We start from the raw sequence: 12,803 nt of genomic DNA on the forward strand, positions 1-12,803 counted from the left end.
CGGAGGGAGCAGACGGTCGACACGCTCAATCCCGACCGCACCAAGCGTTACATGCACAACTACAACTTTCCGCCCTATTCCACCGGCGAGACCGGTCGGGTCGGTTCACCGAAACGCCGCGAGATCGGCCACGGCGCACTGGCTGAGCGGGCACTGCTGCCGGTGCTGCCCAGCCGGGAAGACTTCCCGTACGCCATCCGGCAGGTCTCCGAGGCGCTGAGCTCCAACGGGTCGACGAGTATGGGCTCGGTCTGTGCCAGCACGTTGTCGTTACTGAATGCCGGTGTTCCACTCAAGGCCCCGGTTGCCGGGATCGCCATGGGTCTGATCCACGAGGGTGACGACTTCGTCACGCTCACCGACATCCTCGGTGCCGAGGACGCCTACGGCGACATGGACTTCAAGGTCGCGGGCACGCGGGAGTTCGTCACCGCCCTCCAGCTCGACACGAAGCTGGACGGCATCCCCGCGTCGGTCCTCGCTGACGCGCTGGGCCAGGCCAAGGCCGCGCGGCTGGCGATCCTCGACGTCATGGCCGAAGCGATCGACGGCCCGGACGAGATGTCGACGCACGCCCCCCGGGTGATCTCTGTCAAGATCCCGGTAGACAAGATCGGTGAGATCATCGGCCCGAAGGGCAAGATGATCAATCAGATCCAGGCTGACAGCGGCGCTGAGATCACGGTCGAGGACGATGGCACCATCTACATCGGTGCGCAGGACGGCACCTCCGCGGAGAGTGCCCGGTCGGCGATCAACGCGATCGCCAACCCGCAGATGCCGGAGGTCGGGGAGCGCTATCTCGGCACCATTGTGAAGATCACAACCTTTGGTGCGTTCGTCTCCCTCACGCCGGGCAAGGACGGGCTGCTCCACGTCAGCAAGCTCAAGCAGCTTTCCGGTGGGAAGCGGGTGGAGAAGGTGGAAGAGGTGGTTCAGGTCGGCCAGAAGCTCCAGGTCGAGATCACTGAAATCGACAGCCGCGGGAAGATCAGCCTTTCTCCTGTGGCCGAGGACGCCGACAGCGTCCCGGCCGGGTCCTGACCGGCATCCCGTGAGCGGGACAGGTACTACGACCGGGGCAGGTCTGGTGCCAGATGGCACGCTTCGCGAGGAGCTGCTGTCCGGCGCCGTCCGGCGAGCCGTGTTGCCGGGCGGGCTGCGGGTGCTGACCGAGAAGGTGCCCGCGGTCCGGTCGGTGGCTATCGGGATCTGGGTCGGCGTGGGTTCCCGGGACGAGGATCCGTTGACGGCCGGCTGTTCCCACTACCTTGAGCACCTGCTGTTCAAGGGCACGCCGTCCCGGGACGCACTCACGATCAGTTCCGCGATCGAGGCGGTCGGCGGGGAGCTCAACGCCTTCACGACCAAGGAGTACACGTGCTACTACGCACGGGTACTCGACGGCGATCTCGTCGATGCGGTTGACGTGCTCTGCGACATGGTCTGTAACTCACTGATCACCGCTGCCGACGTCGCGGCGGAGCGGGGCGTGATCCTTGAGGAGATCGCCATGCACGACGACGACCCGAGCGACGTCGTGCACGATGTCTTCACCGCGGCCGTGCTGGGTGACACCGAGCTCGGCCGTCCCGTGCTGGGCACGATCGACTCCATTGAGGGCCTGGGCCGCGACACCATCGCCGACTACTACCGGTCCCGGTACACCCCGTCGGACACGGTGATCGCGATCGCCGGCAACATCGATCACGAGCGGACGCTCGCCCTTGTCGCGGCGGCGTTCGCCGACCGCCTGGGTGGGCCGGACGTCCCCGCCCCGGTGCGGGGGGGCTCCTACGCCTACCCGCAGGCCCGGGGCGTCGTGGTCAGCCAGCGTCCCACCGAGCAGGCACATGTCGTGCTCGGAACCGTGGGGATGGCACGCCGGGACCCCCGTCGGTTCGCCATGGGAATCATGTCCTCGGCGCTCGGCGGGGGAATGAGCTCACGCCTGTTCCAGGAGATCCGGGAGAAGCGGGGCCTTGCCTACTCCGTCTACTCGTTCGCGTCCCATTTCGCCGATGCCGGGCTGTTCGGCGTCTATGCGGGGTGTGCGCCCCGGCGTGCGGACGAGGTTCTCGCGCTCTGCCGCGAGCAGCTGGAGTTGATCGCGGCAGCGGGAATCACCGACGAGGAGCTCTCCCGGGCCAAGGGCCAGAGCCGAGGCTCGCTGGTACTGGGTATGGAGGACACCGGCTCGCGGATGAGCAGGATCGGCAAGAGCGAGCTCATGCACGGTGAGCTTCTGTCCGTGGACGAGGTGCTCGCCCGGGTGGAGGCGGTGACCCTGGATGACGTCAAGGGTGTCGCCACCGACCTGCTGGCCCGGCCGCTCGCTCTGGGCGTGATCGGTCCCTTTGACGATCACGACTTCGCGTCCGTGGTCGCCGGGTGACCGAAACGATCCGGGTCGGTGTGCTCGGCGCCCGGGGGCGGATGGGGTCGACGGTCCGCGCGGCCGTCGACGCCGCCGACGATCTCACCCTGGTGGCGGCGGTAGATCTCGGGGACGACTTCGCCAGCCTGCGCGAGGCCGACGTGGTCATCGACTTCACCCGGCCGGACGCCGTCATGGAGAACCTGCGATGGTGCCTGGACGCGGGCCTTCACGTGGTCGTCGGCACCTCGGGTTTTGACGGCGACCGGCTGGAGACGTTGCGCGGTTGGCTGGCCGGCACGCCGGAGCTCGGCGTGCTGGTGGCCCCGAATTTCAGTGTCGGCGCCGTGCTGATGATGCATTTCGCGGTCCAGGCGGCGCGTTTCTTCGAGTCGGTGGAGATCATCGAAATGCATCATCCCGGCAAGGTGGACGCCCCCAGCGGGACAGCGCTGCACACCGCGGAACTGGTGGCACAGGCACGGGTCCAGGCCGGTGGCGAACCGGCCGGACCGGATGCCACCGAGTCCGCATATGCCGGCGCCCGCGGCGCGCGGATCAGCGGGGTTCCCGTGCACAGTATCCGGCTTTCCGGCTTGGTCGCCCACCAGGAAGTGCTTTTTGGTGGCGCGGCCGAGACCCTGACCCTGCGTCACGACTCCTTCGATCGGACCTCGTTCATGCCAGGTGTGCTGCTCGGCGTGCGCCGGACTCCGGGACGTCCCGGCCTGACCGTGGGCCTGGAGGCCCTGCTCGAACTGTGAAGGTTCGTGTCGTTGTCGGTGTCGTGGTCGCCGCGGTCGTCTTCTATCTCGGCCTGATCGGCTGGCGAGGTGTCCAGCTGCTCACCCAGTCCAGCTGGACGGCCCGTGGGCTCGGCGTCGGCGTGCTGGCGCTGCCTGTGGTCGGGGTGGTCGTCATCCTGCGCGAGCTGGCGTTCGGGCGGGCGACCGAACGGCTGGGGCGCCACCTGCCGCAGGACGATCAGTCGAGCGACGCGCTGTCCCCGTTGCCACGGCGTCCGTCCGGCCGGATCGACCGGACCGCGGCTGACGAGGCCTTCGACCGTCGGCGCGCGGACGTCGAGGCGCAACCACGGGATTGGCGGACCTGGTACCGGCTCGCGGTCGCCTACGGCGATGCCGGCGACACCCGTCGGGGGCGCGCTGCGATGCGCCACGCAATCGCTCTGGAACGTATCCAATCTGCCGTGTGATCTCGATACGTTTCGGGGATGAGCGCGGGCGTCATCTACGGAATTGATCTTGGGACCACCTACAGCTGCGTTGCCCGGGTGAACAGATCGGGCGATCCCGAGGCGATTGCGCTGTCCGGCGGGGTGACCACGATGCCGAGCGTTGTGCTCTTCGTCGGTCCCGATGACTATGTCACCGGTGAACCCGCCCGCCAGCTCGCCCGCGCCCGCGCGGATGACGTCTGCGCGCTGGTCAAACGCCGGATGGGCGATGGTGACTGGCGCTTTGTGACGTCCGGGCGGGCGTGGTCCGCGCCGGCGGTGAGCAGCCTCATTCTGCGGGCGCTCGTCAGCGACGCAGCCTTCGCCGGTGGCGAGCCCATCCGTGACGCGGTCATCACCGTGCCGGCGTACTTCGGCGACGAGGAACGGCGGGCCACGGTCCTCGCCGGGCAGTACGCGGGCCTGTCGGTCGTTGACGTCATCAACGAACCGACGGCGGCGGCGCTCTCCTACGGTTTCGCCCGTTTCGACTCCGACGCGACCTTCGCCGGTCGCACGGCCCAGGAGGAGGTGGCGCTCGTCTACGACCTCGGCGGCGCCACGTTCGACGTGACCGTGGTCGAGCTCGCCGACCGCCGGATCTCGGTGGTCGCCATCGACGGCGACCACCGACTCGGCGGGGCCGACTGGGACGAAGCGCTCGCCCGGTACCTGTCCAGGCAGTTCCTGGACGCGCATCCGGGCGCCGCGGACCCGCTGGCCGACGCAGCGGCCGCCCAGGTCCTGCTATTGGCCGCTGAACGGACCAAACGCGAGCTCGGCGACCGGATGGAGACCACGGTTGCCGTCGAGCACGATGGACGCGTGCTGAAGGCGGTGGTGACGCGGGAAGATCTTGAACGGTTGACGGCCGGGCTGCTGGAGCGGACCGTGACCCTCACCCGCTCGGTACTCGCCGCGGCCAGGGCGCGGGGCGTCTCCCGGCTGGACCGCGTGCTGCTGGTCGGAGGTTCCGCCCGGATGCCGGCGGTGGCCCGCCGACTCGGCGCGGAACTCGGCGTGCCGGTCGAGCTGTGTGACCCCGACCTCGCGGTGGCCAAGGGCGCGGCTCTCTACGGGGAGAAGAAGGCCATCGAGCGCCTGGTCCTCGCGGACCTGGTGTCACGGGGGCAGCTCGCCGACGGCGCGGCGTCGGATGCCGCCGCGCCCGCGGACCTGGCCGCGGCCTGCAGGCGTCTTGCGGCAGCCTTCGGGATCACTGCCGAACGGGTCCGGCGTACCGTCGAGGTCCAGCTGGTCAACGTGGTCTCCCGCGGCTTCGGAGTGTTGGCGCTCGACCGTTTCGGTGAACGCTGCGCGGTATTCCTCGTCCACCGCAACGACCGGCTACCTGTGGTGGTCCGGCGCAACTTCGGTACCGTCCGTGATGATCAGGATACCGTCATGCTGCAGGTGGTCGAACAGGGCAGCGGCGCCGAGTCGACTCGGATCGAGGATTCCATGATTGTTTCCCGGGCGGAGATCACCGGGATCCCCCCCGGCTTCCCGGCCGGCACCCCCATCGAGATCATTTTTCGGATGGGATTCGACGGTGTTCTCGATGTGACCGCGTTGCACGAAGGTCTGGCCGACCGTCGCCTGACCGTGCGGGTGGAGACCACCGCGGCCCTGAGCCAGGCCGATGTCGCCCGGGAACGCGACGCGGTGGCCCGCTTGCGTCGGCGGTAGAGCTGACCGGGCACGAGCGAGGGTCGGTACGGTGTGGGCATGCGCGTGCAGGTCATCGCCCAGACGCAGTTCACCCCGCCGGCCGACGTCGACTGGAGCACCGACGTCGACGGCGGCCAGGCGTTGGCGGAGTTCGCCGGCCGGGCCTGCTACCAGAGTTGGTCGAAGCCGAACCCGGCCACGGCGACGAACGCCGGCTACCTGCGGCACATCCTTGATGTCGGGCACCTGTCGGTGCTGGAGCACGCCACCGTGACGATGTACATCACCGGGGTTTCCCGTAGCCTCACCCACGAGCTCGTCCGGCACCGCCACTTCTCCTACAGCCAGCTGTCGCAGCGTTATGTGCCCGCGCATGGCACCGCGGTGGTCGAGCCCGATGTCATCGCCGAGGATCCGCGGTTGCACGAGCTGTTCACCGAGGCCACCGCCACGGCTCTGGACGCCTACGGAAAGCTCCTGGAGGGGCTGGCGAAGCACTTCGCCGACGTGGCGGTACCGACGTCCCGGCGTAAGCAGGCCCGCCAAGCCGCCCGGGCCGTCCTGCCCAACGCCACCGAGACCCGGATCGTGGTGACCGGGAACTACCGGGCGTGGCGGCACTTCATCGCTATGCGGGCGAGCGAGGCCGCCGACACCGAGATTCGGGCACTGGCCATTGCCGTGTTGCGTGAGCTTCAGCAGCTGGCACCCAATGTTTTCAGCGACTTCGGGGTGACCAGCCTCGACGATGGAACCGAGATAGCCCTCAGCCCGCTGGCCGAAGGAGACGACGCATAACACATGTCCCCCGATGAGCTCCGGCGTATACACGCCTACTGGCGGGCGGCGAACTATCTGTCGGTCGGCCAGATCTACCTGCTGGACAACCCGCTGCTGCGCGAGCCGCTGCTGCCCGAGCACGTCAAGCGCCGGCTGCTCGGCCACTGGGGTACGACCCCGGGGCTCAACCTGATCTACGCGCACATGAACCGTGTGATCAAGGCGAACGATCTTAATGCGATCTACGTTATCGGGCCGGGCCACGGCGGTCCGGCCATCGTGGCGAACGCGTACCTGGAGGGCACGTACTCCGACGTCTACCCCTCGATCAGCCGGGATGCCGACGGAATGCGCAGGCTGTTCCGCCAGTTCTCCTTTCCCGGTGGTATCCCGAGTCATGTCGCGCCCGAGACTCCCGGTTCGATCCACGAAGGCGGCGAGCTCGGATACGTCCTCACCCATGCCTTCGGCGCGGCGTTCGACAATCCGGACCTGCTGGTCTGCGCGGTCGTCGGGGACGGCGAAGCCGAGACCGGGCCGCTGGCGGCGAGCTGGCACTCGAACAAGTTCCTGAACCCGGCCCGGGACGGCGCAGTGCTGCCGATCCTGCATCTCAACGGCTACAAGATTGCCCAGCCGGCCGTGCTCGCGCGCATTCCCGAGGCCGAGCTCGACCAGCTCATGCGTGGGTACGGATATCATCCATACCATATCAACGGCGGGGACCCCGCCGAGGTCCACCAGCGGTTCGCCGCCGTCCTCGACACGGTGGTCGCGGAGATCGAGGAGATCCAGGAGCGGGCCCGGGCGCACGGCGATTCCACCCGTCCGCTGTGGCCGATGATCGTTTTGCGCACACCGAAGGGCTGGACCGGCCCCGGTGTCGTGGACGGTGTCCCGGTCGAGGGCACCTGGCGTGCCCACCAGGTGCCGGTCTCCCACGTCCACGACAACCCCGAGCACCTCGCGGTGCTGGGGGAGTGGCTGCGCAGCTACCGGCCCGAGGAGCTGTTCGACGCAGCGGGCCGGCTTGTCGCCGAGCTTGCCGACCTCGCCCCGGTGGGCGACCGGCGGATGAGCGCCAACCCGCACACCAACGGTGGCGAGCTGCTGCGCGACCTCGCGCTGCCGGACTTCCGCACCTACGCCGTGGATGTGACGGTGCCCGCGAAGGCGTCCAGTGAAGCCACCCGGGTCCTCGGTGGATTCCTGCGGGACGTGATGGCGGCGAACTCGACGACGTTTCGGGTGATGGGTCCGGATGAGACGGCGTCCAACCGTCTCGGAGCGCTGTTCCAGGTCACATCCCGCGCCTGGAATGCCGAGATCGTCGACGGTGACGACGATCTCGCACCGGACGGCCGGGTCATGGAGGTGCTGTCCGAGCACCTGTGCCAGGGCTGGCTGGAGGGATATCTCCTCACCGGACGGCACGGCTTCTTCTCGTGTTACGAGGCGTTCATCCACATTGTCGACTCGATGGTGAACCAGCACGCGAAATGGCTGAAGACGACCCGTGACATCCCGTGGCGGCGCCCCATCGCGTCCCTGAACTACCTCCTCACCAGCCACGTCTGGCGGCAGGACCACAACGGCTTCTCCCATCAGGACCCGGGCTTCATCGATCATGTGGTCAACAAGAAGGCGGAGATAATCCGCGTGTATCTCCCGCCGGATGCGAACACGCTGTTATGCGTCGCGGATCACTGCCTACGCAGCCGGCATTACATCAACGTCATCGTCGCTGGAAAGCAGCCGGCATTGAACTACCTGTCGATGGATGCAGCGGTCGCCCACTGTACCCGCGGCATCGGTATCTGGGACTGGGCCAGCAATGATGACACCGATATGCCGGATGTCGTCATGGCCTGCGCCGGTGACATTCCGACCCTGGAGACGTTGGCCGCGGTCGACATCCTCCGGCAGGATTTCCCCGAGCTGAAGGTCCGGGTCGTCAACGTCGTCGACCTGATGCGTCTGCAGGATGAGTACGAGCATCCGCACGGCATGTCCCACGCCCGGTTCGATGCGCTCTTCACCGCCGACCGCCCGGTCATCTTCGCCTACCACGGTTACCCCTGGCTGATCCACCGCCTGACGTACAGGCGGATGAATCACCGGAACCTGCACGTCCGCGGGTATATCGAAGAGGGCACGACCACCACGCCGTTCGACATGGCGATGATGAACAATCTCGACCGCTTCCATCTGGTTATGGACGTCATCGACCGGGTTCCGGCCCTGGGCGCCCGCGCCGCGCACGTCCGGCAGAAGATGGTGGACGCGCGTATCGCGGCCCGGGCGTACACCCGCGACGTCGGCGAGGACATGCCTGAGATCTCCGACTGGACCTGGCCGTACTGACCCGTTGAGACTGACCCGTTGAGACTGGCCGGTGCCGTGAACGTCCTGGTGGTCAACGCGGGGTCGTCCAGCCTGAAACTTCGCCTCCTCGGGCCGGATGACGCCGTGCTGGCTGCGGTCGACCTCGGTGCCCGTGTGGGCCGCCCGGACCCGGACGAGGTCCGCACGGCGCTCGGTGACCTGACCCGGCTGGGCACACTGCGCGCAGTCGGGCACCGGATCGTGCACGGCGGAACAGCGTTCGTCGATCCGGTCGTCGTCACCGACCGGGTGACCAGGGAGCTGACCGCGCTGACCGCACTGGCGCCGCTGCACCAGCCGGCGGCGCTGGCGGCGCTGGCCCAGGTGCGAGCCGCGGTGCCCGACGTCGTGCAGGTTGCCTGCTTCGACACCGCCTTTCACGCCCGGATGCCACCCGCCGCGACCACCTACGCGGTGCCGGCGCACTGGCGTGATCATCTCGGCGTGCGCCGCTACGGCTTCCACGGCCTGTCCCACGCGTATGCGGCCCGGCGGGCGGTGGCGTTGACCGGCGGACGTCGGGTGGTCACGGCTCACCTCGGGTCGGGGGCATCGCTGGCCGCCGTCTGCGACGGTGTCGGTATCGATACGACCATGGGGTTCACCCCGTTGGAAGGTCTGGTGATGTCCACCCGTTCCGGCACGGTCGACCCGGGCCTGTTGCTGTGGTTGCAGACGTCGGTCGGCATGTCCGCGGATGATCTCACCGACGCCCTGTTCCATCGGTCGGGCCTGTTCGCGCTCGCCGGCACCGCCGACATGCGTACCGTCGTCGACCGTGCCGCCGCAGGCGAGCCTGACGGCTCGCTGGCCCTGGCGGTCTACCTGCACCGGCTGCGCGCGCAGATCGCGGCGATGGCCGCAGCCCTCGGCGGACTCGACACGCTGATCTTCACCGGCGGCGTGGGGGAGCGCTCCCCGGTGGTGCGTGCCGGCGCGGTGGCCGGGCTCGGCTTTCTCGGCGTGGCTGTCGACCCCGAGCGCAACGAGGCCCATACCGGCCCCGACTCCGACGTCACCGCCGCCGGCTCGTCGGTCCGGACGTTGATCGTCGAGGCTCGCGAAGATCTGGAGATCGCTCGCGGCGTCCGTGCGTGTCTTGCCGCTGGTCAACGTTGAGGACCGCCGTGATGGAGTCCTGAAGGTGAAGGGGTTCGCCGGCCCACTGTGGAGTGATCGAGGTGGGGTGGATGTGCGTGGTGGCTTCCTTGAGTCGGGTGAGAGGTTCACAACCGGCAGTGGTGGGGTGTTGGGATGGAATGACGGTTCCATCGGGTTTACGTACGGTGATGGTTTGGTCGGGATTGATGATGATGGTGAGCCCTGCTTCGTGTAGGGCATGGTGGTGGTGGCTGCAGATCAGGACGAGGTTGTCAAGGTCAGTCCGGCCGCCGTCGGCCCAGTGGATGGCGTGGTGGGCGTGCAGCCATCTGGTGTGGTCGCAGCCGGGGAACTGGCAGGTGCTGCGATCGCGAGCTTCCAGCAGGCGACGCAGCGTTTTCGGGACGGTGCGGTGGCGGCGGCCGGCGTTCGGATTGGCCACAGTGGCGTCGCAGGCGAGGCGCCGGATGGTTTCCGGGTGCAGCGCGATGCCGGGTTCGACGTCGCCGCGCGCATCCTCGGGCGGGGTTTCGCCGGTCAGGAGGGCTTGGTCGACGTGGATGTTGACGGTCCAGCGGGCGGGGTCGACCAACTGGGGTGCCTCGTTGCTGAGGAAGCCGGCAGCCACGGCTGTGAGCGCGTCAGCGTTTCCAGCCCGGTCGCGGGGAGGAGGCGTCTCCGTCGTTTCTCCTTCGGTGAGGCTGGTGTGAGCGGCGTCGATCGCTTTGATCAGGAGCGCGCCGTCCTCAGGTTCGAGGCGGGCGTGGACGACGAGGCTGCCGTCGTCGTCCCATCGCCAGAAGCAGGCGCGTCGGGCGCGTCGGGCGGCGACTTGCTCCAGCCCGTCGGCGCCGCGTAGACGGGTGTAGGCGGCGACGAGTCGCTCAAGCTGGCCAGCCGTGGCGTGCGTGGCCTGGCGGACCCATTCGGCCTCGGTGTCGACGTCTGCGACGCGGCTGATGGCACGGACCTTGGCGTAGGACAGCCGACCGGCAGCGAACGCCTCCCGCAACGCGGGGAGCTGTTCGAGGGCATGCCCGACGCGCAGATGTTCGTAGCCGGTGCGCAGGCCGACGCCGCATTTCCAGGACAGCCAATGTGCGCATGAGCGGATGCCGACCCCGCTCCAGCCTTCGCGGCGGTCGAACGCAGCCACGGTCAGCAGCCAGGCGCACATGGCCGCCGAGATCCGCCCGGCCCAGGCGCAGATCTCGGATTCGAGCTGGTGGAGGGGGCAGACTCCACATCGATTTCGAACATGTATTCGATTATGGGTCGGTTCCAGCTGTTCCGCAAGGGGTTGCGCGCGCAGGGCCCGGACGTTGCGCTCCGCGGAACACAATCTCTGCCCCGGCGCTTTCATGCCTGTCTGTCCGGTACGGGTATTGTCGCTCGCTGTGGTCACATTGCCGCCCCTCGGTCCGGGCAACGCAGCTCCGGGCAACGCCGGGCGTTGGCGGCGGTGGAGCGGCCGTGACGGTCGGGAGACCGCGAGGTTCCTCGACATCACCGATATCGATGACATCACCGCGACGCTGTTGGCTCCGCCACCGGAATACGCGGGTCTCCGGCGCCGGGTGGTGGACCAGTTCACTCTCCTGAGCGCGAACCGGTGCCAGCTCCAGCGATCGGTCAACTGGGGTCCACTGGATCCGTTACTCACCGCCGTCGCCCGTCGGCATGGCCTGCTGACCCGCACCGGTGGTCGGTTACCCGACGAGGTTTCGCTGTTACTGCCGATCTCGACGATGCCGAAGCGGGCGTTGGTCGCGTTCAATCTGGTCGGGCCGGGCGGGTCGGACGCCCATCTGATGCCCTATCCGGCAAGTGTGACAACTCAGGGTAACCTCATTGTGCGGCTGGCGGAGCACATCGGTTATCCGCCGTCGGAGGCATCACGCTTCGTCGTCGATGCGATCTCCCGGTTCCGGCCTGGCCGGTTCAGCGGTAACCATCCGGGGCTCGTTCCACGACGCGGTGCGTCGCTCGGTGTGCGGGCGATACGTGAATATCTCAACAAGGAGGCGGAGCTGGCTGTGTCGGAGGCGACGGTCCGGTCGTGGGCCGCCCTCGTCGCCGACACCGAGGCCATCCTGAGCCAGGCGCTGGCCGAACCGCCCGACCCGCTGAGCAGCGCAGACAATCTGCTGTTGGCCGTGGGGGAGCTGTGTCGCGATCTTCGCGTACCCGTCGACATCGACGAGGCCGGTATCGAGGCGTATCTGCTCGACTTCGTGGCGTGGATCGATGCGCTCGGTGGGGCCGGCGCCGAGGCGGTTCCGGTGCTGTCCACGGTCGCAGAGTACGGCCGGCGTTGGGAGGCGCTCGCGGCGGTGACGCTTGATCCCTACCGGCCAGCTCTGATCAAGATGCAGGAGGAGCGCCGGACGGTCCTGGACCGGTGGAGCCCGTTGCGTGGTGGTGACCAGTCGCTGTGGAGCTGGCTCGTCAATCCGACCGCGCTGGTGGATCTTGATCCGGGGGGTCCGGGAAGCTACCACGTCAGTGTGGGGACCGACGACACGAGCATTGAGATTCGCCATCCGGCCGTGATTGACTTGTATAATCGGCCAGTCGAACGTATGTTCGTAGAAGACCTTCAGCGAAACCGTGAGGTGTATGCGTACTACACGACCGACGCGCGCCGTCCGGTGCGTGCGAAGCTGCTTGTGGGGCTCAGCGTCTCGCGCGACATCTGGCGGGTGAACCTGGCGATCCTGACTCTGATGATCTTCACGGTGGGGCTGTCGGTGTTGCCTTTCCAGTTGAATGTCAATGCGGTGACCGTGGTCACCGTACCGTCGTCGTTCGCGGCCACCTTGCTGCTGACCCGGGAGCGCAGCAGCCTGGCGGCATGGGTCCTTGAGCCTTTCAAGCTCGCCCTGCTTGTCCTGCTGGTGGCCTTGGCGGTCACTGCTGGCGCACGGGCCGCGTTTGACTGGCACACCTCCGCGTAGCGACCGAGAGAGTAAACTGATCGTCGACACCCGAGGACGGGATGGTTGGCATGCCGAAGAACTACGGCCAGGGCGTGGGCGTTGACTCCTGGCGTGCTGGTGGTCTGCAGGGCCTTGTCCGGCTCGGCCGGATCGAACTGTGGACGAGGCTGGATCGCAACATGCTGCGACCGCCCGATGATGCTCCCGCCGCGGGAGCATCATCATCACGTCGCCGTCATCATCGGGATGCCGACGACTTGGCGTAGCCGTATGGTCGAGGTTCCCCAGGCGGACGTTGCCTGACAAGGCACTA

At 67.8% G+C, this 12,803-nt stretch carries 10 protein-coding genes; 9 read left to right on the forward strand and 1 reads right to left on the reverse strand.

Features of this window, described 5'->3' with window-relative positions; translation table 11 throughout:
* The 8 genes from U9977_RS04290 to U9977_RS04325 form a co-directional block, all read left to right on the forward strand.
* A partial coding sequence (locus U9977_RS04290) for a polyribonucleotide nucleotidyltransferase (RefSeq protein ID WP_322747845.1) occupies positions 1–1,044 on the forward strand: 1,044 nt, incomplete at its 5' end.
* Between the two features lie 10 nt (positions 1,045–1,054).
* A complete protein-coding gene (locus U9977_RS04295) occupies positions 1,055–2,395 on the forward strand; it encodes a M16 family metallopeptidase (RefSeq protein ID WP_416210469.1) in 1,341 nt (446 codons plus the stop codon).
* Positions 2,392–3,141, forward strand: a complete 750-nt coding sequence (dapB, locus tag U9977_RS04300) for a 4-hydroxy-tetrahydrodipicolinate reductase (protein WP_322747847.1) — start codon at positions 2,392–2,394, stop codon at positions 3,139–3,141. Before U9977_RS04295 ends, dapB begins: the two co-directional genes overlap by 4 nt.
* Complete coding sequence (locus U9977_RS04305) at positions 3,138–3,593, forward strand: hypothetical protein (protein ID WP_322747848.1); 456 nt, start codon at positions 3,138–3,140, stop codon at positions 3,591–3,593. The genes dapB and U9977_RS04305 overlap by 4 nt, the downstream gene beginning before the upstream one ends.
* A gap of 18 nt (positions 3,594–3,611) precedes the next feature.
* Positions 3,612–5,303: an Hsp70 family protein gene (locus U9977_RS04310; RefSeq protein WP_322747849.1), complete on the forward strand. Its 1,692-nt coding sequence runs from the start codon at positions 3,612–3,614 to the stop codon at positions 5,301–5,303.
* Positions 5,304–5,342: 39 nt separating this feature from the next.
* Positions 5,343–6,083, forward strand: a complete 741-nt coding sequence (gene thyX / locus U9977_RS04315) for an FAD-dependent thymidylate synthase (protein ID WP_322747850.1) — start codon at positions 5,343–5,345, stop codon at positions 6,081–6,083.
* A 3-nt stretch (positions 6,084–6,086) separates the two neighbouring features.
* Positions 6,087–8,429, forward strand: a complete 2,343-nt coding sequence (locus U9977_RS04320; protein ID WP_322747851.1) for a phosphoketolase family protein — start codon at positions 6,087–6,089, stop codon at positions 8,427–8,429.
* An 18-nt stretch (positions 8,430–8,447) separates the two neighbouring features.
* Positions 8,448–9,569: an acetate/propionate family kinase gene (locus U9977_RS04325; protein WP_322747852.1), complete on the forward strand. Its 1,122-nt coding sequence runs from the start codon at positions 8,448–8,450 to the stop codon at positions 9,567–9,569.
* Here U9977_RS04325 and U9977_RS04330 read toward each other — a convergent pair.
* Positions 9,466–11,058 (reverse strand): HNH endonuclease, encoded by a 1,593-nt coding sequence (locus U9977_RS04330; protein WP_322747853.1) that lies wholly within the window; start codon positions 11,056–11,058, stop codon positions 9,466–9,468. The two genes, U9977_RS04325 and U9977_RS04330, sit on opposite strands and share 104 nt — an antisense overlap.
* Between U9977_RS04330 and U9977_RS04335 the strand changes: the two genes are divergently transcribed.
* Positions 10,949–12,508: a hypothetical protein gene (locus U9977_RS04335; RefSeq protein WP_322747854.1), complete on the forward strand. Its 1,560-nt coding sequence runs from the start codon at positions 10,949–10,951 to the stop codon at positions 12,506–12,508. The genes U9977_RS04330 and U9977_RS04335 overlap by 110 nt on opposite strands.
* Positions 12,509–12,803 lie beyond the last annotated feature (295 nt).

This window comes from Protofrankia sp. Cas8, assembly GCF_963555845.1.
GTDB lineage: Bacteria > Actinomycetota > Actinomycetes > Frankiales > Frankiaceae > Protofrankia.

Bases quoted from the DNA above. Each gene is read 5' to 3' on its own strand.
- U9977_RS04310 (WP_322747849.1), top strand. From the start codon at position 3,612: ATGAGCGCGGGCGTCATCTACGGAATTGATCTTGGGACCACCTACAGC.
- thyX (WP_322747850.1), top strand. From the start codon at position 5,343: ATGCGCGTGCAGGTCATCGCCCAGACGCAGTTCACCCCGCCGGCCGAC.
- U9977_RS04320 (WP_322747851.1), top strand. From the start codon at position 6,087: ATGTCCCCCGATGAGCTCCGGCGTATACACGCCTACTGGCGGGCGGCG.
- U9977_RS04330 (WP_322747853.1), bottom strand. From the start codon at position 11,058: ATGTCGAGGAACCTCGCGGTCTCCCGACCGTCACGGCCGCTCCACCGC.